The following is a 25,394-nucleotide window of genomic DNA, read 5'->3' as shown; positions in this document are numbered from 1 at the left end:
TCCGTGTTGTAGGGGGAGCGCGCACGGGTAAGGGGGCGTGACGGAACACACTCCCTGTCGGTTTGCTGTGAACGGCCGAATTGTGGAACACAGAGCCACGTCCGAGCCGTTGTGCAGTGCGTACCACATCGGACAGAAGAGCAAGGGGCGGTCCCCTCCCGGAGCCCCCGCACTTGACGCCTGGATGGGTCGCCGCCGCCATCGACGACGCGGTGAATGCATCCGAACTGAAGGCAAGGACGAAGACACATCGTGACGCTGCTGCAGTCTTCCCCCAACGACACTCTCGGGACGCGCGCACCGCGCCGTGAGCCCGACACCAGTGGCCTGGTGTCGACCGACCTCGTGCGCGTGTACCTCAACACCATCGGCAAGACCGCTCTGCTGACCGCGGAGCAGGAGGTCGAGCTGGCCAAGCGGATCGAGGCCGGCCTGTACGCGGGGCGCCTCCTCGCGGAGAAGCAGGGCCTCTCCCCCGCCAAGCAGCGGGACTACAAGACCCTCGCCATCGACGGCAAGGCCGCCAAGGCGCACCTGCTGGAGGCCAACCTCCGGCTCGTCGTCTCCGTGGCCAAGCGCTACACCGGCCACGGCATGACGTTCCTCGACCTGATCCAGGAGGGCAACGTCGGCCTGATCCGGGCGGTCGAGAAGTTCGACTACACCAAGGGCTTCAAGTTCTCGACCTACGCGACCTGGTGGATCCGGCAGGCGATCACCCGCGCCATGGCCGACTCCGGGCGCACCATCCGGCTCCCCGTCCACCTGGCCGAGCAGGTCAACAAGGTGGTCCGGACCCGGCGGCGCATGCACCAGGAGTTGGAGCGCGAGCCCACGGCGGAGGAGCTCGGCCTCGAGCTCGACCTGCCCGAGGCCCGCATCGTCGAGCTGCTCGAGTACAGCCGCGACCTGGTCAGCCTCGACCAGACCGTGGGCGCCGACGAGGAGTCCCGGCTCGGTGACTTCATCGAGGACGCCGACGCCGCGGTCGCCGAGGACGCCGTCGCCTTCCAGATGATGAAGGGCGACGTCCGCACAGTGCTCTCCACACTGGAGGACCGCGAGCGCGACGTCGTGATCCTGCGCTTCGGTCTGGACGGCCACCAGCCGCGCACGCTGGAGCAGATCGGCAAGCAGTTCGGTCTCTCCCGTGAGCGGGTCCGCCAGATCGAGCGGGAGACGATGGCGAAGCTGCGCGACCCGCAGCGCGCCGACGCCCTGCGCGACTATCTGGCGTAAAGAACCGCAGCACGGCACGAGAGCCGGTCACCTTCGGGTGGCCGGCTCTCGGCGTTCTCAGACCGGCGAACGCATCCGGCGAGGGCCCGGATCGACCCGCGCGGTCGGCGGGCCCACGGTGCAGGTCCCGCCGGCGACGACCAGCGACCGGCCGCCGTGCCAGGGCTTGGCCGGCCCCACGATCACCGGCTCCAGCCGCAGCCGCAGCACCTCGGGCAGGTCGTCCGCCAGCCGGGCGACCCGCAGCAGCAGGTCCTCCAGCGCGGCGACGTCGACGGGCTCGGAGCCCCGGTAGCCGTTCAGCAACGGCCACGCGCGCGGGGCGCGGACCAGTTCCGCGGCATCGAGGTCGGTGAGCGGCAGCGTGCGGTAGGCCCGGTCGCCGAGCAGGTCGGTGGCCACTCCCCCGACCCCGAAGCTGACCAGCGCGCCGAACGAGGGGTCGTCGACGACCTCGACGACCGTCGCCACCCCCGGCGCCGCCATCTCCTGCACGATCACCGGGTCGCCGGAGGGGATCGCAGTGAACGCCGTCCGCACCGCATCGTCGTCGATCAGGTCCAGCCGCACCCCGCCCAGGTCCGCCCGGTGCCGGAGCCAGGGAGCGGTGGACTTGAGGACGACCGGGTAGCCGATCTCCTTCGCCGCCCTGACCGCACCGTCGGCGTCGCTGACCGTCTGGGTGCCAAGCAGGGGCACGCCGTAGGCGGCCAGCAGGGTGATCAGCTCGTCGTCGGTGAGGTCCCGGCCCGCCGGCGAGTCGCCGAGGGCCGCGCGCACGATGGCCCGCCCGGCCTCCTCGTCGACGTCGGGGAGTTCCGGCAGCTCGCCCACCGGGCGGCGCCGCCAGCGCGCGTACTCGGCGACCTTGGCCAGTGCGATGACCGCCCGCTCGGGGGTCGCGAACGACGGCACCGAGCCGCGGCCGGGCATGCCGTGCTCGTCGGGCACGGCGAGCTCCGGAGGGATGCCCTCGGTGGAGAGGAACGTGGCGACGATCGGCTTGGCCGACCCGACGGCCACCTCGCGGAGCGACGGCCCGTACTCCTTCGAGCCGGCCATCAGCGGCGGCAGGAACACCGCCACGACGGCGTCCACCTCGTCGTCGTCGACGGCGTCCTGCAGCGCGGCACGGAACGCCTCCGGCGAGCCGCTGACGCCGATGTCCACCGGGGCCTCGTGCGCGAGCTCGAGCCCCTCCTCGAGGACGGCGTCGGCCACCAGTTGCCCCATCGCGGTCGAGTTGCCGACGACAGCCACCCGGGACCCCGCCGGCAGCGGCTGGTGGGCGAGCAGCGATCCCACGTCGAGCAACTGCGCCACGGTGTCCACCCGGATCACCCCGGCGGATGCGAAGAGCGCCGCCACCGATTCCTCGGGCACGGCGACCGAGGTGCCGGCCAGGCCCGGCGTGATCCCCACGTGCCGGCCGCTCTTCACCGCGACCACCGGCTTCGTGCGGCCTACGATGCGGGCCAGCCGGGCGAACTTGCGGGGGTTGCCGAAGCTCTCCAGGTAAAGCAGCACGACCTCGGTGGCCGGGTCGGTCGCCCAGTACTGCAGCAGGTCGTTGCCGCTGACGTCGGCCCGGTTGCCCGCCGACACGAAGGTCGACAGGCCGATCTTGCGGCTGTGCGCCCGCTCCAGCAGGGCGATCCCGAGCGCTCCCGACTGGGCGAAGAACCCGACCCGGCCGCGGCCGGGGATCTGCGGCGCCAGGCTGGCGTTGAGCCGGACGGCGGGGTCGGTGTTCACGATGCCCAGGCAGTTGGGGCCGACGACCCGCATCCCGGAGGCCCGGGCCGCGGCGACCAGCCGACGTTCGGCGTCGCGCCCGTCGGGTCCGGTCTCCCCGAAGCCGCCGGAGATGACCACGAGCCCCCGGACGCGCTTGCGCCGGCACGCCTCCACCACGGCGGCGACCTCCTCGGCCGGCACCGCGAGGACGGCGAGGTCGACGTCACCGGGGATCGACTCGATGTCGGCGTAGGCGGGGACTCCGCGGACGTGCCGCGCCCCCGGATTGACCGGGTAGATCGGACCGTCGAAGCCGTAGGCGAGGAGGTCGGTGAGGACGGCGTTGCCGACCTTGCCCACGTCGTTGCTCGCACCCACGACGGCCACCGACGACGGGGTGAGCAGCCGGGCGATGGAGCGGGACTCGCTGCGCTGCTCGCGCTCGTAGGAGACGGCGAGGGCGTCCTCGGTCTGGTCGATCGGGAACGTCAGGTGGACCACGCCGTCCTCGTAGGAGCGCTCGGACTTGTAGCCGGCGTCCTGGAAGACCCGCACCATCTTGCTGTTCTGGGAGAGCACCTCGGCGACGAAGCGCTTGATGCCGCGCTCCCGGGCGGCTGCGGCGAGGTGTTCGAGCAGCACCGAGCCGAGGCCGCGGCCCTGGTGGGCGTCCTCGACGAGGAAGGCGACCTCGGCGTCGTCGGTGTCGGGATAGCGGTCGAACCGGCCCACCCCCACGATCTGGTCGCCGAGCAGCACGACGAAGGCCACCCGGTCGACGTGGTCGACGTGGGTGAAGCGGTGCAGGTCCTTCTGCGAGAGCCGCTTCATCGGCCCGAAGAACCGGTAGTAGCGGGTCTGGTCGCTGCTGCGGTCCATCAGTCCCGTGAGGGCGTCGGCGTCCTCGGGGCAGATCGGGCGCAGGTGGACCGTCCCGCCGTCGGCCGCCACGATGTCGGCCTCCCAGTGCGGGGGCGGGGTGGGGTTGTCGGCCGGGGGCCGGGTGGCCTGCTCAGTCACGGGGATCGTCCGGGTCCAGTCCGAAGTAGGGGAAGGAGGCCCGCCGGGTGCGCGTGATCGCGCGGTCGACGCGGGACTCGGTGAACGTGTCCCAGCGGGAGAAGCCGGTGTACCCACCCTCGGTCATGTGCGTGGGTGGCCGGGCCCGGAGGCCGCGGCGCGCGACGTCGTCACGCCAGGATTGCGGGATCTCCGTCGCCGGGTCGAGGGGGTGGCCGCTGACCTCGGCGAGCAGGTGGGTCCAGGCCCTCGGGACGCAGCGCACCAGGCCGTAGCCGCCCCCACCGAGGACCACCCAGCGGCCCTCGCAGATCTCGTGGGCGAGCTCGTGCATCGCGCGGTAGCTCGCGCGCTGGCCGTCGACGGTGAGCGCGAGGTCGGCGAGCGGGTCCTCGTGGTGGGCGTCGCAGCCGCACTGGGTGACGATGATCTGCGGCTGGAAGGCCCGCAGCACGCTCGGGACGACGGCGGAGAAGGCGCGCAGCCAGGCGGAGTCGTCGGTGCCGTTGGGCAGGGCGAGGTTGACCGCGCTGCCCATGGCCTTCTCGGCGTCGCCCGTCTCCTCCGGGAAGCCCGTTCCCGGGAACAGGGTGAGCGGCGTCTGGTGGACGCTGACGGTCAGCACCCGCGGGTCGTCGTAGAACGCCGCCTGGACGCCGTCCCCGTGGTGCACGTCGAGGTCGACGTAGGCGATCCGCTCGTAGCCCTGCCCCAGCAGCCAGGCGATCGCGACGGCCGCGTCGTTGAAGACGCAGAAGCCCGACGCGGCGTTCCGCATGGCGTGGTGCAGACCGCCGGAGATGTTGACCGCGTGCTGGGACCGCCCGCTGTGCACCTGCTGGGCGGCGAGCACGCTGCCACCGGTGATCAGTGCCGCCGCGTCGTACATGCCCTCGAAGATCGGGTTGTCGGCGGTGCCGAGGCCGTGGCCGACGCCGGGGTCCTTCGGTGCGCGGCGGACCGCCTCGAGGTAGGCCGGGTCGTGGACGAGGGTGAGCAGCTTCTCGTCGGCAGGGGTAGGTGTGAGGAGTTCGACCCGGTCGGTGGTGAGCACGCCCAGGGAGTCGGCGAGCCGCATCGTGAGATCGAGGCGCACGGGGTGCAGCGGATGGTCCCCGCCCATCGTGTAGCCGAGCAGGGAGTCGTCCCAGACGACGGCGACCGAGTCGCTCATGGAGCCCCCTCGCGCCGATGCCGGACCCGGACGCGGGCAGGCCCGCGCACGCGCCGGACGCTACCCGTTGACCGAGCGGTCGCGACCGTGCCCCGGACCACTCGTCCGGCTGACCAGGTGGGAGCCGGAACACCCGTAGACTCGTGTGCGACACGGAGGAGTACCTGTGAACGACCTCATCGACACGACCGAGATGTACCTCCGGACGATCTTCGAGCTGGAGGAAGAGGGGATCGTCCCGCTGCGGGCACGCATCGCGGAGCGACTCCACCAGAGCGGTCCCACCGTGAGCCAGACCGTGGCCCGCATGGAGCGCGACGGCCTGCTGACCGTCGAGGGCGACCGGCACCTGCAGCTGTCCGACGAGGGACGTCAGCTGGCGACGGCGGTCATGCGCAAGCACCGGCTGGCGGAGTGCCTGCTCGTCGACGTCATCGGGCTGGACTACGCCGATGTCCACGAGGAGGCGTGCCGCTGGGAGCACGTCATGAGCGAGGCGGTCGAGCGCAAGCTGATGACCCTGCTCGGCAACCCCTCGATGTCGCCGTTCGGCAACCCGATCCCGGGTCTGGAGGCGCTGCACGGCAACGAGCCGGTCGGCGGCGAGACCTCGGCGGTCCTCGACTCGCTGACGCTGCTCTCCACGACGGCGACGGCCGAAGGGCGCCCGGTCACCATCCGGCGGATCAGCGAGCAGCTCCAGGAGAACGCCGAGCTGCTCCGCGTGCTGGCCGAACAGGGCGTGCGACCGGGAGCCACGATGGACGCCCGGCTCGTGGAGGGCTCGGTGAGCCTCGACGGCCAGCCCCTGCCGAACGGCGTCGCGCACCACGTCTTCGTCACGGCCGCCGACGAGCGCCGCACGCCCCTCGAGGTCGCTCCCCTGCTCTGATCCGGTGGGTCGGGAGCACGCTGCCCGTTCGCGCGCACCCGGTTGCACCCTCACTACCGTGATGGGTCGACCGACGTTTCCGCGAGAGAAGGCCGACAGGTGAGCAAGCCCTCCGTTGCGTCCGAGCAGTCCGACAGCGCGCCGGCGCCCAGCCCGTTCTCCCGGTTGGCCGACTTCGTGGCCGTCCCCCGGCTGGGCGGGCTCGCCCTCTCCGACGACGGCGCGCGGCTGGCCGTCTCGGTGGCGACCCTCGACGCGGACAAGAAGAAGTGGCAGTCGGCCCTGTGGGAGATCGACCCCGCCGGTGAGCTGCCCGCCCGGCGGCTGACCCGCAGCGCCCCCGGGGAGTCCTCGCCGGCCTGGCTGCCCGACGGATCGCTGTTGTTCACCTCGGCCCGCCCCGTCCCTGGCACGACGGAGGAAGGTGACCCCAAGCTGGCGCTGTGGAGCCTTCCGGCGGGCGGGGGCGAGGCCCGCCTCGCGCTGACCCGGCCGGGGGGCGTCGCCGGGTTCCGGATCGCCACCGGGTCGGGGGACGTGGTGGTCGCCGCGGCGACGATGCCCGGCGCCTCCGACGCCGAGGCCGACGACGAGCGCCGCAAGCAGCGGAAGGACGCGGGCGTCACCGCGATCCTCCACGAGACCTATCCGGTGCGGTTCTGGGACCACGACCTCGGGCCGGCCGCGCCGCACCTGTTCTGGGCGGGACAACTCCCGGCCGACGAACCGACCGGTGCCGCGGCCGAGCCGCCGGCCCTCCGCGACCTGACGCCCGAGGCGCGGCCGCCGCACGGCGCGGGGGACGACTTCGCCCTCTCCCCCGACGGACGGCTGGCGGCGCGCTCCGAGGACGTGCCGGACGGCCCGGCGGGCCGCCGCTCCCGGGTCGTGCTGACCGAGACGGCGACCGGAGAGACCCGCGTGCTCGTCGACGACCCGCTGGCCGACGTGTACGCGCCGCGCTTCTCCCCCGACAGCGCATCGCTGGTGTGCGTCCGAGAGAGGCTCTCCACCTACGCCGACTGCCCGGACTACACGCTGCTGCTGGTGGACCTGTCCGGCGGGGCGGCGTCCGAGCTCACGCCCGACTTCGACCGGTGGCCCAGCGCCCCGCAGTTCAGCGCCGACGGCTCCGCGGTCTACTTCCTGGCCGACGACGACGGACGGCACGCGATCTTCCGGGTGCCGGTGACCGGCGGGGCGCCGGTGCGCCTCACCGCGGACGGCGCCTACAGCGACCTGCAGGTGGCCCGCGACGGCAGCGCCCTCTACGCGCTGCGGTCCGCGTACGACTCGCCGCCGCTCCCCGTCCGGCTGGACCCGGAGGCCCCGTTGCAGGATCCGGCGCAGCTGTCCACCCCGGGCACCGTCGGCCCCCTGCCCGGGACCTTGCACGACGTGGAGGCGACCGCGCCGGACGGCACGCGGGTCCAGTCCTGGCTCGTGCTCCCGGACGGCGCCTCGGCTGAGTCCCCTGCCCCGCTGGTGCTGTGGATCCACGGCGGTCCGCTCATGAGCTGGAACTCGTGGTCGTGGCGCTGGTGCCCGTGGGTGCTGGCCGCCCGCGGGTACGCCGTGCTGTTGCCCAATCCCGCGCTCTCGCAGGGTTTCGGCCTGGACTTCGTGCAGCGCGGCTGGGGTGAGTGGGGCGGGGCGCCGTACGCCGACCTGATGGCTGCCGTCGACGCCGCCGAGCAGCGGCCCGACATCGACGCCTCCCGCACCGCAGCGATGGGGGGCTCGTTCGGTGGCTACATGGCCAACTGGGTGGCGACCCAGACCGACCGCTTCCGGGCGATCGTGACCCACGCCAGCCTGTGGGACCTCGACGCCTTCACCGGCACCACGGACGCGGCCTACTACTGGGAGAAGGAGTGGGGCGACCCGCTGCGCGAGCCCAAGCGCTACGAGCAGAACTCCCCGCACCGCTACGCCGACGCGATCCGCACGCCGATGCTGGTGATCCACGGCGACAAGGACTACCGCGTGCCGATCGGGGAGGCGCTGCGCCTCTGGTACGACCTGCAGAAGCGCGGCATCCCCTCGAAGTTCCTCTACTTCCCGGACGAGAACCACTGGGTCCTCACGCCGGGGAACACGCTGGTCTGGTACGAGACGGTGCTGAACTTCCTGGCCGAGCACGTGCTCGAGGAGGAGTGGCAGCGGCCCGAGCTGCTCTGAACACCGGCCGGCGGCGGGCACCTCAGCCGACCGACGGGCAGGCCTCGGCGAGCAGCGCCCGCAGGTCCGCCGGGGTCACGCAGGCGGCCAGCGCGTCGCTCAGCAACCGCGCGAGGCTGTACCCGGGCTCGCTGGCCAGCGCCCGGCCGAGCGCCACGTTGGCCATCGCACCGTCGCCGCGCAGCCAGGCACACACGGCGAGCAGCGTGGCGGGTGCGGCGTCCAGCGGGGCCGGTGCCCGGCGTGTGCACTCGGTCCAGAGCTGCTCGGCCGCGGCCGGGTCCGCACCCAGCGCCAGTGCCAGCGCCCGGTCGCGCACCTCGCCGTCGCGCAGTCCCCACACGACGCGCGCCACCTCCGCATCCGTCAGACCCGTGGGCGCTCCGGGGCGGTAGCGGGCGGCCGCGGTGGTGACGGCCGACCACGATGCCGCCGCCACGGCGTCGGGGCCGGAGTCCAGGACGGCCGTCGAGCACTCGACCGCGATCCGGGCACAGACGGCCGCCATGGCACCGCGCTCGCCTCCCGCCGGCGGGGCGAGCCGGGCCGCGAGGTCGTCGCGGTCGCGCTCGACCACGGTCCCGGTCGCGATCGCCGCGACCTCGAGTTCGGTCACCTCGGTCGGCAGCAGCGTTCCCCCGGCGGGGCGGCAGCAGCTGAGCGTGCAGTCGTAGTCCCACCAGTGACCGTCCCGGACGAACAGGGTGTGCCGGACGCCCACGTCGCGGCGGGCCAGGGCGCGCGCCATCTCCCGGGCGAGGTGCCGGTGCGGCAGCTGCGGCTCCCCCGGCTGCCCCCCGTCGAGGGCGTCGGAGACGATCACGATCACCGCGCAGTCCGGGCGGTCGGTGCACAGACTCCGGGAGAGCACCCTCGCCAGCTCTCGGTCGTGCTCCGGCGGAGGGATGTCGGCCCGGACGGTCAGGCCGACCTGCTGACCCCCGTCGCCGGTCAGACTCACCAGGACGACCGACTCCCGCGGACGGAAGCCGAGCAGGTGGGGCAGGGCCGCGGCGATCTCCCCGACGTCCCGGATACGCACCCCGATGGGCTCCGGCGGCCATCCGGGGAGGAACTCGGCGGCCGGCGGGGGGTCTCCATCGGGGCGTGTGTCCATGCCCCGACCCTGTCCGCGCAGTGCCGCCGCGCAGGTCCGCGGCGGCTATCTGTGGACAGGGGTCCGGCGGCCGGCCCGGCTGTGGACGACGCGCGGACTGCTCAGTCGAGAGCGGCCGCCTGCGCGTCGTAGGCCTGGGCGAGCAGGTTGGCGAAGGCCGCCGCGTCCTGCGGCGTCGCCGGAGCCGCGCCGGGCGCCGCGCCGCCGGCGTCGAGGCTCATCATCACGAGCAGCCGGTCACCGTCCTCGACCGCCCCGATCAGCGCAGGGATCGTCACCTGGCTGCCGTCGGGCAGGCTCACCACGGTCGTGTACCGCAGCAGGGCGGCGCCGTCCCCGAGATCGTCGACCGGCAGCGCCTCGAAGGTGACGGTCGCCTGCCCGATCTGCGGCGAGGTGATCTGCGCCTGCGGGCAGCGCTCGGCCGCGGCGGACAGCTGCTCGACGGCGTCCTTGATCGGGCCGCCCCGCACCAGGACCTCGACGGTGGCCGCGGTCCCGATGGTCGCGCTCTCGGCGGCCACGTCGTCGAAGGCGTCGAACGACGGCTGCGCACCCTTGACCGCCGCGGCGCAGGCCTCGGGGGTGATCTGCAGGCCCTCCGCCCCGGCCGCGGCGATGCCGGTGCCCTGCTGCAGCTGCTCGAGCGAGATCGCCACGACGGCGGCCTGCGGGCCGAAGGCCTCGGCCGGCAGCAGCCCGGAGGTCAGGTCGGGAGCGCTCGTCTCCTCGGCGGAGGACGACGCGGCCGAGGAGCTGGCCGAGGTGTCCGTGCCGTCGTCCCCGCCACAGGCGGTGAGCAGCGCGGCGGCGGCCAGGCCGGTCGCCAGGAGGGCGCGGCTATGGCGGGCGGTGATCGACATGCACCTGAACCTAACCGTTCCGCTGCCGCCCGACACGCTCAGAACTGGTACTGGACGGCGCTGCGGCCGGCCAGCCACGGGCGGACGTGCTCGGCGATGACCGACAGGTGCACCGGGTCCTGCGCGTACCGGTAGAAGGCCTCGACGTCAGGGAAGTCGGCGATCAGGACCGTGTCGGCATTGCCGTCGGTGAGCCCGGCGTCCTCGGCGACCGCGAAGTAGGTCATTCCGCCGACGTCCTGCCGCAACCGGCGCAGCGCCTCGATGGTCGTCCTCCGGCGGGACGCGTCGGCCTGCGCTGACCAGGTGAAGACGACGACGTGACGGATCATGACCCGCACCCTGCCAGGCGCCGGGAGGGGTGCGCGAGGAGGCCGGTTACCGGCTGGTAGCCGCGGGCGTCGGCCCGCTCGTTAGAGTTCCGGCGCATGGGACGGTCGCTGCGCATCGCACTGCTGTCCTACCGCAGCAAGCCGCACAGCGGCGGGCAGGGCATCTACGTCCGGGCGCTCTCCCGGGAGCTGACCGAGCTCGGCCACCGCGTGGAGGTCCTCAGCGGCCAGCCCTATCCCGAGCTCGACGACGGCGTCGCGATCAGCCGGCTGCCGAGCCTGGACCTCTACCGCGAACCGGACCCCTTCCGCACCCCCCGCCCCTCGGAGTTCCGCGACTGGGTGGACGTGGCCGAGTGGGCCACCATGTGCACCGCCGGCTTTCCGGAGCCGATGACCTTCAGCCTCCGGGCGGCCCGGCACCTGCTCCCGCGGGCCGCCGAGTTCGACGTCGTCCACGACAACCAGTCGCTGGGCTGGGGGCTGCTGCGGCTGACCCGGGCCGGCATCCCCACCGTGGCGACCGTGCACCACCCGATCGCGATCGACCGCACGCTCGAACTGGCCGCCACCCCCTCGCTGCGGCGACGGCTGACGCTGCGCCGCTGGTACGCCTTCACCGGCATGCAGGCCCGCGTGGCCGCCCGGCTGGACGCCGTCACCACGGTGTCGGAGAACTCCCGACGCGACATCGCCACGCACATGGGTCTGTCCCCGGACGGCATCGAGGTCATCCCGGTCGGCATCGACCCCGACGAGTTCACGCCGCCGCCGGTGGGGCAGCCCCGCGACCCGGACTCGATCCTGGTGATCACCAGCGCCGACGTGGCGCTGAAGGGCCTCGTGCACCTGCTCGAGGCGCTCGCCAAGCTGCGCACCGAACGGCCGGTGCGGCTCACCGTCGTCGGCACGGCGCGCCCGGGCGGCCCGGCGGAGGCGGCGCTGGACCGGCTCGCGCTGCGCGACGCCGTCCGGTTCACCGGGTCCGTTCCGCAGGCCGAGCTCGTCGACCTGCTGCAGCGGGCCTCCGTCGTCGCGATCCCGTCGCTGTACGAGGGGTTCTCGCTGCCTGCGGTGGAGGCCATGGCGTGCGCGACCCCCCTGGTCACCACCGACGCGGGCGCGCTGCCGGAGGTCGTCGGCACGAAGGCGGGCCTGCGCGTGCGGGCCGGGGACGTCGGCGAGCTGACCGCCGCGCTCCAGCTGGTGCTGGACTCCCCCGGGCTCGCCGAGCAGCTGGGCCGCGCGGGGCGGCGCCGGGTGCTGGACTCCTTCACCTGGCGGGCGACGGCGCAGCGCACCGCCGATTGGTACGCCGAGACACTCGACCGCAAGGGAAGGCCGTGCTGACCGTCGACTACGACCGTCTCGACCTGCGGCCCGGCATGACCGTGCTCGACCTGGGCTGCGGCGAGGGCCGGCATGCGTTCGAGGCCTACCGCCGCGGCGCGTCGGTCGTCGCCGTCGACTGGGGGCAGTCCGAGGTCGAGACGACGAAGCGCTGGCTGGGGGCCATCGCCGAGGCCGGCGAGGCGCCGGACGGGGCCCGCTTCGAGGTGGTCCGGGGCGACCTGACCGCGCTGCCGGTCCCCGACGCGAGCGTCGACCGGGTGATGGCCTCGGAGGTGCTCGAGCACATCCCGGACGACGTCGCCGCCATGGCCGAGATCGCGCGCGTGCTCAAGCCGGGCGGCCGAGTCGCGGTGACCGTGCCGCGCTACGGCCCGGAGCGGATCTGCTGGGCGTTGTCGGACGAGTACCACGCCAACGAGGGCGGCCACATCCGCATCTACCGACGCGACGTCGTCCGGACGCGGCTCGCGTCGGTCGGGCTGGTGCCGGGGGGCAGCCACCACGCCCACGCGCTGCACGCGCCGTACTGGTGGCTCAAGTGCGCGGTCGGCGTGGAGCGCGACGCCGCCGTCGTCCGGGCCTACCACCGGATGCTCGTCTGGGACCTCACGAAGCGGCCGTGGGTGACCCGCACCGCCGAGCGCGTCCTCGACCCCGTCTTCGGCAAGAGCCTGGTCGTCTACGCCGACAAGCCCGCCCTCCCGCGGCGAGCCGGTGGATCGGCCGGTGGCGGCCCCACGGAGTGGGAGCGGACCGCTGCCGCGCGCTGACCCCGGTGGCCTCCTGCCCGAGCTGCCGGGGGTCCTGAGCGGGGACGCCGTCCGCACGACCGTCGCCTGGATCGCTTCCCAGCAGGACGCCGACGGAGCGCTCCCCTGGCTCACCGACGGGCAGCTGGACCCCTGGGACTCCGTCGAGGCCGCCATGGCCCTCGACCTCGGTGGCGAGCACGACCGCGCCCGTGCGGCCTACAGGTGGCTGGCCGACCGGCAGCGCCCCGACGGGTCGTGGGCCGCCGAGTACCGCGCGGGCCGCGAGTCCGCGCCGGCCACCGAGAGCAACCACGCGGGCTACCTCGCCGTCGGCGCCTGGCACAGCTGGCTGCTCACGCGTGACGAGGAACTGGTCGTCGACCTGTGGCCGGCCGTCCGCGCCGGACTGGATCTGGTGACCCGGATGCAACTGCCCGGCGGCGCGATCGGCTGGGCGCTGCGGCCCGACGGGACCCCCGACGGCACCGCGCTGCTGACCGGCAACTCCAGCCTCTTCCAGGCGCTGCGCTGCGGGATCGCGCTGGCCGGCCTGGTCGGGGAGACCCAGCCCGACTGGGAGCTCGCGGTCACCGACCTCGGGACGGCGCTGCGGACCCGGCCCGGGGACTTCGCCGACCGGTCGCGGTACTCGATGGACTGGTACTACCCCGTGCTCGGCGGCGCGGTGACGGGTGCGGCCGCGAACGACCGCCTGGCCGCCGACTGGGACCGGTTCGTCGTCCCGGGCCTGGGCGCCCGGTGCGTGGCCGACCGGCCCTGGGTGACCGGGGCCGAGACCTGCGAGCTGGCCCTCGCCCTCGCCGCCGCCGGACAGGCCGACGCGGCGGTCGAGCAGGTCGCCGCGATGCAGCACCTCCGGCACGACGACGGGTCCTACTGGACGGGCTACGTCTTCGCCGACGACGCCCGCTGGCCGGTCGAACGGACGACGTGGACCGCCGGCGCCGTGGTGCTGGCCGCCGATGCGATCTCCGGGGCGAGCGCGGCATCCGGACTGTTTCCCGACCCGGCCGCGCTGCCGGCGGCCGGGATGGCCGACGTCGACGACTCCACCGCGGACTGGCTCGCCGGCTGACCGGGTCAGCTCCCGAGTGCGCGGGCCAGGACTGACGGCCGGCTGCGCGTCCCGGTCTTCGTGAACACCGACTTCAGGTGGTCCTGCACCGTGTAGGCGGACAGGTACATGCGGGCCGCGATCTCCCGGGTGTCGCTCCCGGCAGCGAGATGGCCGAGGAGTTCCTGCTCGCGGTCGCTGAGCCCGCAGCAGCGGCCGAACAGGTCGACCCGTTCCGCGGGGGTCGACGCCTCGATCGTGACGGCGATGTCGCGTTCGATCCGCTGCGGGTCGTCGTCCATCCGGGCCGCCCGGAGGGTCATCCACTGACCCTCGGCCAGGTGCACCCGTGCCAGCGGAGGACTGCCGTCGACACCCGCCTCCGTGGCCAGCAGCTGCGCCGCGACGTTGTAGGCGCCGGCCGGTACGGGTGGCCCGCCGTCGTCCCGCGGGACCAGGAGCCGGAGCTGCTCACGCGTCCCGGGTGTCTGGCGCACCACCTCGAGATCCGGTGACAGGAGGAGCACCAGGGGCCCCGACGGCAGGCGGTCGCGGCCCGCCGCGGCGGCGAAGGTCCGTCCCTGGGCCTGCCGCAGTGCCGTCGTCACCGCCGGGACGACGGCCCGGAGGACGGCGACGTCGGCATCGCCGAAGGTGCGGCCGCCGGTCCGCCACAGCTCCAGGAAGGCCCAGCAGCCGTGCGCATCCCGGAAGACCACGGAGGCGACGTCGCTGACGTCGTGGCGGCGCAGCAGCTCGCGCCAGACGAGACTCCGGGAGAGGTTCCCGCCGGTCGCCTCGGACAGCAGCGCGACCGGCGGGTCGACAAGCGTCGTCCACCGGTTCAGCGGCGTGAGGTACCGGAGCCGGATCAGCCGGGGCAGTTCGGCGAGGGCGGGCACGTCGGCCAGCGGAGCCGAGCCCACCGACGTCGCCGGATCGGTGAGGACCCACGCGTAGGCGTCGAACGGAACGGCGCGGCCGAGCTCGGCGAGCAGGCGCAGCCGCAGCGTCCGGGCGTCGAGGCGCGACGCGCAGATCCGTTCCGCGCGCTCGCGGAGATCGACCACGCCCGGAGGATGACCCCAGCCTTCTGGGATGGGCAAGGCCGGACGGCCTCCCTAGCGTCGGGTTCCTGAGTCGATCCCCCAGCCCGAGGAGCCCGCGATGCCCACCCTGCACATCGAGCACCCCGTCACCGACCTCGCCGTGTGGCGCGCAGCCTTCGACCGGTTCGCGGAGCAGCGCCGGCAGGGAGGCGTGTCCGCCGAGCGGGTCCAGCAGCCGGTGGACGACGACCACTACGTCGTGGTCGACCTCGACTTCCCGACCCGCGAGGCGGCCGAGCGATTCCTCGGCTTCCTGGAGTCCACGGTGTGGGCGTCCCGGGACTCCTCCCCCGCCCTGGCCGGCACGCCGCAGACCCGCATCCTGGAAACGGTCTGAGCGCTCAGCGGGCGCAGTCGATGCAGGTACGCGCCGCGGGGCGGGCGGCCAACCGCTCCGGGGCGATCGGGCGGCCGCAGGTCTCACAGATCCCGTAGTCCCCCGCCTCGCGGTGGGCCAGCGCCGCGTCGACGTCGGCCAGCCGCCGCCGGGCCTGGTCGAGCAGCGCGACGACCTGCTGCCGCTCGAAGGCGATCGTGGCGCCCTCCGGGTCGTGCTCGTCGTCGGCGTTGGACGACCGGGAGGCGTCGACGACGCTGTCGAACTCCTTCGTCAGGGACTCGATCTGGGCGAGCGCCGCCTCGCGCTCGCTGAGCAGCGGATCGCTCATCGCAGCCTGCGGAGCAGTCGCAGCGACCCGGTGCCGGGCAGCTCCTCGAAGTCGCCGGAGTCCACGACCCGCGTGTACACGCCGTACGGCGCCTGACCGCCGTCGGCCGGGTCGGGGAAGACGTCGTGGATGGCCAGGGTGCCGCCGACTGCGACCTTGGCGACCCACGCGTCCTGGTCGCGGCGGGCGGACTCCTCGGTGTGGCTGCCGTCGAGGAACAGCAGCGCCAGCGGGGTCGACCACAGCGGCGCCAGCACCTCCGAGCGGGTGACGACGGCGACGACGACGTCCTCCGCCCCGGCGGCGGCGACCGTGCGGCGGAAGTGCGGCAGGGTGTCGATCCGGCCGACGTGCGGGTCGACCAGCGACGGGTCGTGGTACTCCCAGCCGGGCTGGTGCTCCTCCGAGCCGCGGTGGTGGTCGACGGTCACCACCTGGCGGCCGGTCTCGCGCGCGGCCGCGGCCAGGTACAGCGCCGACTTGCCCATCCAGCTGCCCACCTCGAGCAACGGCCCGGGGACGGCGACGGCGCGGGCGGCCTCGTACAACGCGCGGCCCTCGTCGTCGGGCATGAAGCCCCGGGCGGCCCGGGCGGCGGCGAGGAGGTCATCGGGCGGGACGGTGGGTAGGCCGTGGCTCACCTGCACAGCCTCGCTCATCGGGCGAAGCGGGCCCGCAGCGCGGTCATCCGCCGCTCGGTGGCGGCACCCGCCTCGGTGCTCGCCGCCTTGGCGAAGAACGCTCCCACCGCCGTCGTCAGGGGAACGGCCAGGACCAGGGCGATCGCGCCGACGAGGGTGCGGATGACCTCCTCGGCCACCACCGAGCTGAACAGCGTGACGAGGAAGGGCTGGGAGTAGAGCTCGAAGAGCAGCAGCAGCGGGAGGGCGGCGCCGGCGTAGGCGAAGACGATCGTGTAGACGGTCGAGGCGATGTGGTCGCGGCCGACCGCCATGCCACGCGTGAACAGCTCCCGCCAGGTGAGTTCCGGCGACACCTCGTTCAGCTGCCAGATCGCCGACGCCTGGGTGATCGTGACGTCGTTGAGCACCCCCAGCCCGGCGACGACCACCCCGGCGAGGACCAGGCCGGAGAAGTTCAGCGTCGGGTCGAAGTTGTGCAGGGTGGTCGTCTCCTCATTGGTGATGCCGGTCAGCCGGGCGACGCTGACGGCCACCGACCCCATGACGGCCACCAGCGTGAGCCCGAAGAGGGTGCCCACGAGCGCCGTCGTCGTCCGGGCGGTGAAGCCGTGTGCCAGATAGAGGACGACGAACATGATCGCCGCCGACCCGACCAGGCTCACCAGGGTCGGCGACTCCTCCGCCAGCAGCCCGGGCAGCACGAACTGGAACAAGATGAAGAACGCGAAGGCCAGGCCGACCAGGGACGCCAGACCCCGCAGCCGCGCCACCAGACCCACGACGACGGCGAACACGATCGCGAGGACGACGATCGGCGTCCCCCGCGCGTAGTCGAAGAACCCGTAGGACGCCCCGCCGTCCGCCCCGGCGTCCCGGGTGAGCACGAGAGTGTCGCCCTCCTCCACGCCGGCGGCGACGACGTCGGCCGAGAGCTCGATCTGCTGGAAGTCGCCCGCGCCTTCCCCGTCGAGCACCTCGACCACGACGGTCGCGCACTGCAGCTGGGCACCGGTCTCCCCGCCGCACGGGAGGGGCTCCACCGAGACGACCCGACCCTCCGGATAGGTCATCCCCGGTGGCAGTGCGATCTCGGCCGCCTGCTGCGCGCGGGTCGGCTCGCCACTGGGCCAGAGCAGGAACAGGCCGACGACGGTGGCCAGCGCCACCGGCACGAGGAGCAGCAGCATGAGCCAGACCGCCCGCCGCCGCAGCCCGAGGGTCTCGGGGCTCGGCGGCGGGGCGTCCGGATCCGGACCGTGGCTGTGATCGTGGCTGGGCGGCACCCGGCCAGGCTAGGAGGCGCCGCCGTCCGGCGCGGGAGCGACACCGCCGCCGGAGGCGTCCACGATCGGGAAGCGTCGCCAGAGCCCGCTGAGCTGGAGCGGGCGGAGCACGCCGTCCGGTGGGTCGAGCAGGGCCACCTCGATCGCGCGCGGGGACGCCATGCGCTCCAGCTGGACCAGGACGGCCATCCCGGCGGAGTTCATGAACGGCACGGAGCGGAGGTCGAGGACCACCCGGGCGAGGTCGTGCTCGTGCAGGAGCAGCTCCGTGAGCACCCGCACCAGGGGCCGGCGGGCGGCCTCGGTCAGCTCGCCGGCGAGGGTCAGGCGCACGGTGTCGCCCTCCAGGACGGAGGTGACCGTGGGCTCGGCTGCGGGGCTCGTCGTCTCCTCCACGTCGCTGATGCTCCCGCAGGAACGGCAGATCACGCCTGATCCGGACCGCGCCGGTGTCGTGCCTACAGTCGGGGGATGCCGAGCCGCTGGACAGCCACCGACATCCCCTCCCAGGCCGGACGGCGGGTCGTCGTCACGGGCGCGAACAGCGGTCTGGGTCTGGTGACCGCCCGGGAGCTCGCCCGCGCGGGGGCGCAGGTCACCCTGGCCGTCCGCGACCTGGCGCGCGGCGAGCAGGCGGCCGCGACCATCGACGGGACGGTGACCGTCGCCCGGCTGGACCTCGCCGACCTGGAGTCGGTGCGCGCGTTCGCCGCCGCGTGGTCGGGCGACCTCGATCTCCTGATCAACAACGCCGGGATCATGATGGTCCCGGCCGGCATCACGATCGACGGCTTCGAGCTGCAGTTCGGCACCAACCACCTGGGCCACTTCGCCCTGACGAACCTGCTGCTGCCGCACATCACCGACCGGGTCGTCACGCTCTCCTCCAACCTGCACCGGTCCGGCTCGATCGACCTCGACGACCTCAACTGGCAGCGCCGGCCGTACTCCGCGACCGGCGCGTACGCCCAGTCGAAGCTGGCGAACCTGCTGTTCACGCTGGAGCTGCAGCGCCGGCTCACCGCCGCGGGATCCCCCGTGCGCGCGCTGAGCGCCCACCCCGGCTGGGCGGCGACCAACCTGCAGGGCCGCACCGGGAGCTGGGTGGCCGACCGGGCAGCGAGGCTGGCCAACCGGGTGGTCGCGCAGTCCGACGAGCGAGGCGCCCTGCCCACCCTCGCCGCCGCCACACGCGACCTGCCCGGCGGGAGCTACCTCGGACCGGACGGGTTCCAGGAGATGCGCGGCCACCCCGTGCTCGTGGGCCGCACCGCGTCGGCCGGCGACCCGGAGCTGGCGCGTCGGCTGTGGGAGGAGTCCGCGCGGCTCACGGGCGTGGACTTCCCGGCGGTCGCACCGGCCTGAGAGCGGTGAGAAAAATTCTCCGCGTGGTGTTTATCTCCGTGCACGGCCGAGGTAATCTGTAGTCGCCAGTAGAGGTTTACACCTCGGGCACGAACTCCACAGAACCACGACAGGAGGTTGCCGAACCATGTTGACCGCCTACGACCCGTTCACCGGCCCGTCCGCCGCCTTCCGCGCCCTGGACCAGCTCACCAGCCGATCGGGCACCATGACCGCCCGCGCACTGTCCGGCATGCCGATGGACGCCTACCGGGTCGGCGACAACTTCGTCGCCCACTTCGACCTGCCCGGCGTCGACCCCGGCTCGATCGACCTGTCGGTCGAGGGCAACACGCTCACCGTCAGCGCGGAACGCTCGGTTCCCCAGCTCGAGAACGCCGAGTGGGCGATCGCCGAGCGCCCCTTCGGCAGCTACACACGCCAGCTGGTGCTCGGGCGCAGCCTGGACACCGACCGCCTCGAGGCGAGCTACCACGACGGCGTGCTCACGCTGAGCATCCCGGTCGCCGAGAAGGCGCGGGCCCGCAAGATCACCGTGTCCCGGGCCGACGCCCCCGCATCGGTCGAGAGCCGCACCATCGAGGGCGAGTCCTCCTCCGCCGAGACCCGCGCGGTCGAGAGCTGACCGACGGCAGCGCAGGGCCGGGTCCCGACGGACCCGGCCCTGCTGCGTCCCGCAGACGAGAGGCGCGGCGATGAGCCAGGACCCCACCGACCGGCTCGACGACCCGGACTTTCCCGCGCTCACCATGAGCCAGGCGGCGGAACTGCTCGGCGTCCAGCCGGCCTTCCTGCGCAGCCTCGACAGCTCCGGAGCGCTGGAGCCGTACCGCTCACCCGGTGGCCACCGGCGCTACTCGCGTCACCAGCTCGCCCTGGCCGCGCGGCTGCGCGGCCTGCTCGACGACGGGCACCCGCTCGCCTCCGCCGAGACCATCGTCGGCCTGCAGGACGAACTGACGTCCGCCCGCGCCGACGCCGACCGGCTCCGCAGCACCGCGACCCGGCTGCGCTCCGACGTCGACCGGCTCCGCCGGGACATCGGAGGCACGGGGTAGTCGTTAGACACCCTAGGGGGGTATAGTTCCTGCCGAGTCGCAGCGCCCGCGGCCGGCAGGAGGAATCGCGTGGAGACCGTCGAGCAGTCGAGCACTCCCGAGCACTCCCGAGCACCAGCACACGGCTACATCCACCGCAAGGACGACTACCTCAAGCACCTGCGGCGCATCGAAGACGGGGAGAACCGCACCCTCGGTGCGGACCTGGCCGTTCCCGGCGACTACCAGCCCGCCCCGCTGCCGGCGGAGTCCAGGACCGCCGAGGTCGACGGCTACAGCGTGACCCTGGACGGCGACCTGGTGTCCGGCGAGGAATGGGAGCTGACGCTGAGCGTCACCCGCGACGGCCGGCCGGTCACCGACCTGCAGCCCTACCTGGCCGCCTATGGCCACCTCGTCGTGCTCCGCACCGGCGACCTCGCCTACCTGCACGTCCACCCCTCCGGCGAGCCCGGGGACGGCGTGACCGAGCCGGGGCCCGACATCACGTTCTTCAGCACGGCGCCGTCGTCGGGCACCTACCGGCTGTTCCTGGACTTCAAGCACGGGGACGCCGTCCACACCGCCGCGTTCACCGTCTCGGCGACCGGGGAGACCGGGGCATGAGCACCGCGACCCAGACGTCGAGCTGCTGATCGGCGGGATGACCTGCGCCTCCTGCGCCAACCGGGTCGAGAAGAAGCTGAACAAGCTCGACGGCGTGACCGCGACGGTCAACTACGCCACCGAGAAGGCCAAGGTCAGCTTTGGCGACGGCGTCACCACCGACGACCTGATCGCCACGGTCGAGAAGACGGGCTATACCGCGCCGGCGCCGCGATGGCCTTCAGCTCGGTGTTCGTCGTGACCAACAGCCTGCGGCTGCGCGGCTTCGCGCCGCTGGCCGAGAACCGGGCAGCGACGACCGACGTCCCCTCGAGCCGGCCCTCGGCCGACCGCCCGGCGGAGGTCGCGCGGGGCAGAGGGTCCACGCGGAACCTCTGTCTCTGCTTCCACCTGTAAGCAGAGACGTAGGTTGCGGGCACCACCACGGCCGACGGAGGACCCGCATGACCGCAACCGACCGCCGCCGCCGACTCGCCACGCGCGCCCTCGCGGGTCTCGGGATGGCCTCGGGCATGGCGTTGCTCGTCCGGCCCCAGCAGGTGGTCGACCGCATAGGCCCGGCATTCCCCGCGCATCGGCTCTGGCTGGTGCGCGCCCTGGGAAGCCGACTGCTGGTGCAGCACGGCGCGGTGCTCCTGGTGCCCGACCGCGCGCTGGTCCGCGTCGGGTCGGCCGTCGACCTGCTGCACGCGGCGAGCATGGTGCCGTTCGTCGCCTCCCCGCAGTACGGCCGCGCCGCCCAGGTCAGCGGCGCGCTCGCCGCGATCTACGCCGCGGCCGCGCTCGCCGTCGCCCCGCGGCGGTCGGCGCACTAGCCACCGGGCTCAGAGTGCGGGGACGAGCAGCAGCGCCGTCGGCAGGAGCAGCAGCAGGCCGGCGGAGAGCAGTGCGACCCACCGGGCAGCTGCCGGGAGGGGCTGCGGTGGCTCGAGCAGCCGGACCACCCGGACCCCGGTCGCACTGCCGGTGACGGCGAGGGCGCCGTCCGGTACCCCCGCTCCGCCCGCCCCTCCTGCCGCCGCGACGATCGCGCGGGCCAGCGTGCGCCGCGGGACCGGTCCGGACAGCGAGGTCAGCGCCACGTCGTCGGCCCGCATCTCCACCAGCTCCCGCACCGCCGCGTGCGCGCGGGCCGCCGCCGGCAGCACCGGCAGCGCCGCCTCCCACGCGACGAACGGCAGCAGGAGCAGGTGATGATGCTCCCGCAGGTGTGCCCGCTCGTGCGCGACGACAGCGGCCAGCTGGGCCTCGTCGAGCTCGGCCACCATCCCGGACGACAGCACGAGCAGCGGTCGCGCTCCGGGGATGCAGAAGGCCACCGGCGCGGGATGGTCGAGCAGCCGGGTGTCCGGGAGCGCCGCCGACGGCTCGACGACGAGTTCGAGCAGCGCCCGGTGCCGCCGCCGGGTACGGGTCGTCCGGATCCACGAGAGCACCAGGACGCCGACCAGCTCGAACGCCAGGACGCCCGCGAGGGTCAGCGTTACCCAGTGATCGCCACGGACGGGATCGGCGGCGGCATTCTGCGTGAGCACCGACCACGCCGCCTCGGGCAGGGAGTGCCCCCACGGCGCCAGGCCGTGCACCAGCAGAGCGCCGATCATCGACAGTCCCCCGGCGAGCCCGACCGCCTGCCAGCAGACGAGCGCGACCAGCGGATCCCGGCGAGGCCAGTGCGCGCGGGACAGCAGCGCCGGCACCGGCCAGGCCAGCAGGAGCGCCAGGACGGCGAGCGAGACGGCGGTGGCGGGCAGCACGAGGGACGACGTCAGGTGCGGGCGTCGTCCGCCCCGGCGAGGAGCTCGCGCAGCAGGCGCGCCTCGTCGGGGTTCACGCTGCCGACGAAGCGGGCGAGCACCGCCTGCCGGTCGGCCGACTGGCCCAGCACCTCGTGCATGAGCTCGGCGGCGTGGTCCTCGCGGCTCGCGCGTGCGGTGAAGAGCCGGGGCCGGCCGTCGTCGTGGACGACGAAGCCCTTCTGCTCCAGCCGCGTCAGCACCGTGTGCACGGTGGTCAGCGCGACCCCGCGAGCGGCCAGTTCCTCGCGCAGGGTGGTGGCCGCGAGCGGCCCGTCGGCGGCCCAGAGCCGCTCCATGACGGCCCGCTCCAGCTCTCCGAGCGACGCCACCGCGCCTCCTGTCTCGCGTCTCACATCGCCGTCTTCTACGTGTCGTAGAAAAGTTCTTCTACCCAGCGTAGAAAGAATGTGTCGATCGTAGCTCGCCGAAGGGGAGACAGGCCGTGGACGTCCTGGACATCGCACGCTGGCAGTTCGGGATCACCACCGTCTACCACTTCCTGATGGTGCCGCTGACCATCGGTCTGGGGATCCTCGTCGCGGTCATGCACACGATGTGGGTGCGCACCGACAAGCCCGAGTGGCTGCGGATGACCCGGTTCTGGGGCCGCATCTACCTGATCAACTTCGTCCTCGGCGTGGCGACCGGGCTGGTCCAGGAGTTCCAGTTCGGGCTCGCCTGGAGCGAGTACTCCCGCTTCGTCGGCGATGTGTTCGGCTCGCTGCTGGCCATGGAGGCCCTGCTCGCGTTCTTCCTCGAGTCGACGTTCCTGGGCCTGTGGATCTTCGGCTGGGGCCGGATCCCGAAGCGGGTGCACCTCGCCGCGCTGTGGGCCGCGGTCATCGGCTCGATCGTGAGCGCGTACTTCATCATCGCCGCGAACTCGTGGATGCAGCACCCGGTCGGGGTGACGATGGATGGCGAGAAGCCGCGGCTCACGAGCATCGGTGCGGTGCTGACCAACAACACCGCGCTGGCCGCCTTCAGCCACGCGATCGTCGCGGCGCTCATGGTCGCCGGCGCCCTGCTGGTCGGCATCGGCCTCTGGCACCTGCGCCGGCGGAAGCTGGCGGGACGGTCGGACGCGGACGTCGACCACCAGGTGTGGCGCCGCTCGGTGCGGCTCGGCGGATGGGTGTCGCTCGCGGCCTTCCTCGCCGTCGCCCTCACCGGCGACTGGCAGGGCAAGCTCATGTACCAGCAGCAGCCGCTGAAGATGAGCTCCGCCGAGGCGCTCTGCGAGACCGAGGCGCCGGCGTCCTTCTCGATCTTCGCCTGGAACAAGCTCGGCTCCAACGAGTGCGACGACGTCCACTCGATCACCGTGCCGGGACTCCTGTCGTTCCTCGCCCACAGCGACTTCTCCACCGCCGTCCCCGGCGTCAACGAGCTGCAGGAGCGCTACGCCGAGGTCTACGGCGCGACCTACCCCGACGACCCGGCCCGCTTCGGCGACAAGGCCGGCGAACCGGTCGACTACCAGCCGGTGCTCGCCGTGACCTACTGGAGCTTCCGGCTGATGATCGGCCTGGGCGCGGTGTCGGCGGGGGTGGCCGCGTACGCGCTCTGGGCCACCCGCCGCGGCCGGGTGCCGACCTCGCGGCTCGGCGTCCACGGGTCGCTGCTCGCGATCGGGGCGCCCTTCGCGGCCAACGCGACGGGCTGGATCTTCACCGAGATGGGTCGGCAGCCGTTCGTCGTCGTCCCCAACCCGGACGTGCCGGTGGCCGACCAGATCTGGTTCTTCACCGCCCAGGCCGTGTCGCCGGGTGTCGGTGCCGGTGAGGTCCTGACCTCGCTGATCGTGCTGACCGCCGTCTACGGCGTGCTCGCGGTCGTCGAGATCGGGCTCATCGCGCGGTTCGTCCGCCGCGGCATCACCACGGGCGACGGGACGCCGACCCCGACCGGGACGCCGGACGGCCCCGACCGTGCCGACAGTCCGGACGGCGCTGTCGACGACGACGTCCTCTCCTTCGCCTACTGAGTCCCGGAGAACAGACATGGACCTGCAGATCCTCTGGTTCGCCGCGGTCGCGGTGCTCTGGACCGGCTTCCTGCTCCTCGAGGGCTTCGACTTCGGGGTGGCCGCGCTGCTGCCGGTGCTGGGTCGCCGCCCGGCCGACCGGCACCTGATGCTGCGCAGCATCGGCCCGCTCTGGGACGGCAACGAGGTCTGGCTGATCACCGCCGTCGGCGCGGTGTTCGCCGCCTTCCCCGGCTGGTACGCCACCTGGCTGCCTGCGCTCTACCTGCCGTTCGTGATCGTGCTGCTCGGGCTGATCGTTCGGGCGGTCGCGTTCGAGTGGCGGCACTCGTCGCACGACCCGCGGTGGGACGCGACCTGGACCCACGTCATCACCGGCGGTTCGCTGGTCGCCGCTCTGGGCGTGGGCGCTGCACTCGGCGCGACGACGCTCGGCCTGCCGATCGACGGCGACGGGAACCGGGTCGGCGGCGCGTTCGCCGGGGTGGGGTGGCCGGCGCTGCTCGGCGCGCTGGCGGTCGTCGCGTTCGCCGTCGTCCACGGGGCGCTGTTCCTGGCGCTGAAGACCGACGGGGACGTGCGGCTGCGCGCCCGCGCGCTCGCCCTGCGCTGGTCGCCGGTGGCGGCCCTGCCGCTGCTCGCCTGGGCCGGCCTGGTGCACCTGCGCCACGGGACGCCGGTCACCGCCGGGCTCTGGCTGGTCGCCGCGCTGGCCGTCGTCATCACCTGGACGCGGATCCGGCTCGAACGGGAGGGGCAGGCGTTCACCGCCTGGGCGGTCATGCTGGTGGCCTCGGCCGCGACGATCTTCGGCGCGGCGTTCCCGGTCGTCGTCCCGTCGACGATCGACGCCGCCTTCGACGTGACCGTCGCCGACGCCTCGGTCAGCGGCTACACGCTCACCGTCATGACGTGGGTGGCCGCGGTCGGGCTGCCGGTCGTGCTCGCCTATCAGGCCTGGACGTACTGGGTCTTCCGCAGGCGGCTCACCGCCGGGCCGCAGCACGAGCAGGTGTCGGTGTGAGCGGGCCGCTCGGCGCGCTCGCCGGTGTCCCCGGCCTGCGGGGCGCGATGGTCCGGGCCGCCCTGGCCGCGCTCGGCCAGACCGCCGGAGTCGTGCTGCTGGCGGCCGGCCTGGCC

General features: G+C 73.4%; 28 protein-coding genes. 16 read left to right on the top strand and 12 right to left on the bottom strand.

All coding sequences use genetic code 11. The features are described 5' to 3' along the window. Positions 1-252: 252 nt before the first annotated feature. Positions 253-1,239: an RNA polymerase sigma factor SigB gene (gene sigB / locus E4P38_RS10005; protein ID WP_135131671.1), complete on the top strand. Its 987-nt coding sequence runs from the start codon at positions 253-255 to the stop codon at positions 1,237-1,239. A gap of 57 nt (positions 1,240-1,296) precedes the next feature. On the opposite strand, the gene E4P38_RS10000 is transcribed toward sigB, so the two are convergent. Together E4P38_RS10000 and E4P38_RS09995 are read right to left on the bottom strand one after the other, a co-directional pair. Next, positions 1,297-3,996, bottom strand: a complete 2,700-nt coding sequence (locus tag E4P38_RS10000) for a bifunctional GNAT family N-acetyltransferase/acetate--CoA ligase family protein (protein ID WP_135131670.1) — start codon at positions 3,994-3,996, stop codon at positions 1,297-1,299. Beyond that, positions 3,989-5,170, bottom strand: coding sequence for an acetoin utilization protein AcuC (locus E4P38_RS09995; RefSeq protein WP_135131669.1), 1,182 nt, complete (start codon positions 5,168-5,170; stop codon positions 3,989-3,991). Before E4P38_RS09995 ends, E4P38_RS10000 begins: the two co-directional genes overlap by 8 nt. A gap of 166 nt (positions 5,171-5,336) precedes the next feature. Between E4P38_RS09995 and E4P38_RS09990 the strand changes: the two genes are divergently transcribed. Both E4P38_RS09990 and E4P38_RS09985 read left to right on the top strand, forming a co-directional pair. Then, positions 5,337-6,062 carry a metal-dependent transcriptional regulator gene (locus E4P38_RS09990; RefSeq protein WP_135131668.1) on the top strand — a complete coding sequence of 242 codons (726 nt, stop codon included), beginning with the start codon at positions 5,337-5,339 and terminating at the stop codon, positions 6,060-6,062. 99 nt (positions 6,063-6,161) lie between these two features. After that, a complete protein-coding gene (locus E4P38_RS09985) occupies positions 6,162-8,243 on the top strand; it encodes a S9 family peptidase (protein WP_135131667.1) in 2,082 nt (693 codons plus the stop codon). A gap of 22 nt (positions 8,244-8,265) precedes the next feature. Here the strand turns inward: E4P38_RS09985 and E4P38_RS09980 are convergent, their stop codons facing one another. The 3 genes from E4P38_RS09980 to E4P38_RS09970 all read right to left on the bottom strand — a co-directional run bounded on the left by E4P38_RS09980 (position 8,266) and on the right by E4P38_RS09970 (position 10,555). Then, entirely contained in the window at positions 8,266-9,360 is a 1,095-nt protein-coding gene (locus tag E4P38_RS09980) for a DUF4192 domain-containing protein (protein ID WP_135131666.1), read from the bottom strand. 101 nt (positions 9,361-9,461) lie between these two features. Next, positions 9,462-10,223, bottom strand: coding sequence for a hypothetical protein (locus E4P38_RS09975; protein WP_135131665.1), 762 nt, complete (start codon positions 10,221-10,223; stop codon positions 9,462-9,464). Positions 10,224-10,261: 38 nt separating this feature from the next. Next, complete coding sequence (locus E4P38_RS09970; protein ID WP_135131664.1) at positions 10,262-10,555, bottom strand: Dabb family protein; 294 nt, start codon at positions 10,553-10,555, stop codon at positions 10,262-10,264. A 96-nt stretch (positions 10,556-10,651) separates the two neighbouring features. Here E4P38_RS09970 and E4P38_RS09965 point away from each other — a divergent pair, with 96 nt between their 5' ends. The 3 genes from E4P38_RS09965 to E4P38_RS09955 are packed head-to-tail and all read left to right on the top strand — an operon-like array spanning position 10,652 to position 13,756. After that, positions 10,652-11,905, top strand: a complete 1,254-nt coding sequence (locus E4P38_RS09965) for a glycosyltransferase family 4 protein (protein WP_135131663.1) — start codon at positions 10,652-10,654, stop codon at positions 11,903-11,905. Next, a complete protein-coding gene (locus E4P38_RS09960) occupies positions 11,899-12,678 on the top strand; it encodes a class I SAM-dependent methyltransferase (RefSeq protein WP_135131662.1) in 780 nt (259 codons plus the stop codon). Before E4P38_RS09965 ends, E4P38_RS09960 begins: the two co-directional genes overlap by 7 nt. Further along, positions 12,635-13,756, top strand: a complete 1,122-nt coding sequence (locus E4P38_RS09955) for a prenyltransferase/squalene oxidase repeat-containing protein (RefSeq protein ID WP_135131661.1) — start codon at positions 12,635-12,637, stop codon at positions 13,754-13,756. Before E4P38_RS09960 ends, E4P38_RS09955 begins: the two co-directional genes overlap by 44 nt. A 5-nt stretch (positions 13,757-13,761) precedes the next feature. Here E4P38_RS09955 and E4P38_RS09950 read toward each other — a convergent pair whose 3' ends face one another. After that, complete coding sequence (locus tag E4P38_RS09950) at positions 13,762-14,805, bottom strand: helix-turn-helix transcriptional regulator (RefSeq protein ID WP_209309042.1); 1,044 nt, start codon at positions 14,803-14,805, stop codon at positions 13,762-13,764. 97 nt (positions 14,806-14,902) lie between these two features. On the opposite strand from E4P38_RS09950, the gene E4P38_RS09945 reads away from it, so the two are divergent. Continuing rightward, a complete protein-coding gene (locus tag E4P38_RS09945) occupies positions 14,903-15,181 on the top strand; it encodes a hypothetical protein (RefSeq protein WP_135131660.1) in 279 nt (92 codons plus the stop codon). 4 nt (positions 15,182-15,185) lie between these two features. Here the strand turns inward: E4P38_RS09945 and E4P38_RS09940 are convergent, their stop codons facing one another. Genes E4P38_RS09940 through E4P38_RS09925 form a run of 4 tightly spaced genes read right to left on the bottom strand, consistent with a single transcriptional unit; the run spans position 15,186 to position 17,835 of the window. Next, on the bottom strand, positions 15,186-15,512 hold the full coding sequence (locus E4P38_RS09940) for a TraR/DksA C4-type zinc finger protein (RefSeq protein ID WP_135131659.1): 327 nt from the start codon (positions 15,510-15,512) through the stop codon (positions 15,186-15,188). Further along, the gene (locus tag E4P38_RS09935) at positions 15,509-16,171 is read right to left on the bottom strand and encodes a class I SAM-dependent methyltransferase (protein ID WP_135131658.1); all 663 of its coding nucleotides are present in this window, start codon (positions 16,169-16,171) and stop codon (positions 15,509-15,511) included. Before E4P38_RS09935 ends, E4P38_RS09940 begins: the two co-directional genes overlap by 4 nt. Then, positions 16,168-17,439: a YibE/F family protein gene (locus tag E4P38_RS09930; RefSeq protein WP_135131657.1), complete on the bottom strand. Its 1,272-nt coding sequence runs from the start codon at positions 17,437-17,439 to the stop codon at positions 16,168-16,170. Before E4P38_RS09930 ends, E4P38_RS09935 begins: the two co-directional genes overlap by 4 nt. 9 nt (positions 17,440-17,448) lie before the next feature. After that, positions 17,449-17,835 (bottom strand): STAS domain-containing protein, encoded by a 387-nt coding sequence (locus E4P38_RS09925; protein ID WP_245160921.1) that lies wholly within the window; start codon positions 17,833-17,835, stop codon positions 17,449-17,451. Between the two features lie 75 nt (positions 17,836-17,910). Between E4P38_RS09925 and E4P38_RS09920 the strand changes: the two genes are divergently transcribed. From E4P38_RS09920 to E4P38_RS09895, 7 genes are all read left to right on the top strand, one after another. Continuing rightward, the gene (locus E4P38_RS09920) at positions 17,911-18,804 is read left to right on the top strand and encodes an oxidoreductase (protein WP_135131655.1); all 894 of its coding nucleotides are present in this window, start codon (positions 17,911-17,913) and stop codon (positions 18,802-18,804) included. Between the two features lie 127 nt (positions 18,805-18,931). Further along, positions 18,932-19,429, top strand: coding sequence for an Hsp20/alpha crystallin family protein (locus E4P38_RS09915; RefSeq protein ID WP_135131654.1), 498 nt, complete (start codon positions 18,932-18,934; stop codon positions 19,427-19,429). A gap of 70 nt (positions 19,430-19,499) precedes the next feature. Next, positions 19,500-19,862: a MerR family transcriptional regulator gene (locus tag E4P38_RS09910; protein ID WP_135131653.1), complete on the top strand. Its 363-nt coding sequence runs from the start codon at positions 19,500-19,502 to the stop codon at positions 19,860-19,862. Positions 19,863-19,931: 69 nt separating this feature from the next. Continuing rightward, on the top strand, positions 19,932-20,468 hold the full coding sequence (locus tag E4P38_RS09905) for a hypothetical protein (protein ID WP_167760518.1): 537 nt from the start codon (positions 19,932-19,934) through the stop codon (positions 20,466-20,468). A gap of 37 nt (positions 20,469-20,505) precedes the next feature. After that, positions 20,506-20,709, top strand: a complete 204-nt coding sequence (locus tag E4P38_RS09900) for a heavy metal-associated domain-containing protein (protein WP_280791071.1) — start codon at positions 20,506-20,508, stop codon at positions 20,707-20,709. Beyond that, positions 20,706-20,864, top strand: coding sequence for a hypothetical protein (locus E4P38_RS22885; protein ID WP_167760517.1), 159 nt, complete (start codon positions 20,706-20,708; stop codon positions 20,862-20,864). The genes E4P38_RS09900 and E4P38_RS22885 overlap by 4 nt, the downstream gene beginning before the upstream one ends. Positions 20,865-20,911: 47 nt before the next feature. Continuing rightward, positions 20,912-21,283, top strand: a complete 372-nt coding sequence (locus tag E4P38_RS09895) for a hypothetical protein (protein ID WP_135131652.1) — start codon at positions 20,912-20,914, stop codon at positions 21,281-21,283. Between the two features lie 9 nt (positions 21,284-21,292). On the opposite strand, the gene E4P38_RS09890 is transcribed toward E4P38_RS09895, so the two are convergent. Together E4P38_RS09890 and E4P38_RS09885 are read right to left on the bottom strand one after the other, a co-directional pair. After that, a complete protein-coding gene (locus E4P38_RS09890; protein ID WP_135131651.1) occupies positions 21,293-22,225 on the bottom strand; it encodes a M48 family metalloprotease in 933 nt (310 codons plus the stop codon). Positions 22,226-22,236: 11 nt separating this feature from the next. Then, a complete protein-coding gene (locus E4P38_RS09885; protein WP_135131650.1) occupies positions 22,237-22,596 on the bottom strand; it encodes a BlaI/MecI/CopY family transcriptional regulator in 360 nt (119 codons plus the stop codon). A 113-nt stretch (positions 22,597-22,709) separates the two neighbouring features. On the opposite strand from E4P38_RS09885, the gene E4P38_RS09880 reads away from it, so the two are divergent. Continuing rightward, positions 22,710-24,254: a cytochrome ubiquinol oxidase subunit I gene (locus E4P38_RS09880; protein ID WP_135131649.1), complete on the top strand. Its 1,545-nt coding sequence runs from the start codon at positions 22,710-22,712 to the stop codon at positions 24,252-24,254. Between the two features lie 16 nt (positions 24,255-24,270). Further along, entirely contained in the window at positions 24,271-25,278 is a 1,008-nt protein-coding gene (gene cydB, locus E4P38_RS09875) for a cytochrome d ubiquinol oxidase subunit II (protein ID WP_135131648.1), read from the top strand. Positions 25,279-25,394: the final 116 nt, after the last annotated feature.

Source organism: Blastococcus sp. CT_GayMR16, from assembly GCF_004570875.1.
In the GTDB taxonomy this organism is placed as follows: Bacteria; Actinomycetota; Actinomycetes; order Mycobacteriales; family Geodermatophilaceae; genus Blastococcus_B.
Note: the sequence above shows the minus strand (reverse complement) of the source record. Positions and strands in the feature narration are given on the sequence as shown.

Bases quoted from the DNA above. Each gene is read 5' to 3' on its own strand.
- E4P38_RS09995 (WP_135131669.1), bottom strand. From the start codon at position 5,170: ATGAGCGACTCGGTCGCCGTCGTCTGGGACGACTCCCTGCTCGGCTAC.
- E4P38_RS09980 (WP_135131666.1), bottom strand. From the start codon at position 9,360: ATGGACACACGCCCCGATGGAGACCCCCCGCCGGCCGCCGAGTTCCTC.
- E4P38_RS09975 (WP_135131665.1), bottom strand. From the start codon at position 10,223: ATGTCGATCACCGCCCGCCATAGCCGCGCCCTCCTGGCGACCGGCCTG.
- E4P38_RS09970 (WP_135131664.1), bottom strand. From the start codon at position 10,555: ATGATCCGTCACGTCGTCGTCTTCACCTGGTCAGCGCAGGCCGACGCG.
- E4P38_RS09965 (WP_135131663.1), top strand. From the start codon at position 10,652: ATGGGACGGTCGCTGCGCATCGCACTGCTGTCCTACCGCAGCAAGCCG.
- E4P38_RS09945 (WP_135131660.1), top strand. From the start codon at position 14,903: ATGCCCACCCTGCACATCGAGCACCCCGTCACCGACCTCGCCGTGTGG.
- E4P38_RS09940 (WP_135131659.1), bottom strand. From the start codon at position 15,512: ATGAGCGATCCGCTGCTCAGCGAGCGCGAGGCGGCGCTCGCCCAGATC.
- E4P38_RS09935 (WP_135131658.1), bottom strand. From the start codon at position 16,171: ATGAGCGAGGCTGTGCAGGTGAGCCACGGCCTACCCACCGTCCCGCCC.
- E4P38_RS09920 (WP_135131655.1), top strand. From the start codon at position 17,911: ATGCCGAGCCGCTGGACAGCCACCGACATCCCCTCCCAGGCCGGACGG.
- E4P38_RS09915 (WP_135131654.1), top strand. From the start codon at position 18,932: ATGTTGACCGCCTACGACCCGTTCACCGGCCCGTCCGCCGCCTTCCGC.
- E4P38_RS09910 (WP_135131653.1), top strand. From the start codon at position 19,500: ATGAGCCAGGACCCCACCGACCGGCTCGACGACCCGGACTTTCCCGCG.
- E4P38_RS09900 (WP_280791071.1), top strand. From the start codon at position 20,506: ATGACCTGCGCCTCCTGCGCCAACCGGGTCGAGAAGAAGCTGAACAAG.
- E4P38_RS09895 (WP_135131652.1), top strand. From the start codon at position 20,912: ATGACCGCAACCGACCGCCGCCGCCGACTCGCCACGCGCGCCCTCGCG.
- cydB (WP_135131648.1), top strand. From the start codon at position 24,271: ATGGACCTGCAGATCCTCTGGTTCGCCGCGGTCGCGGTGCTCTGGACC.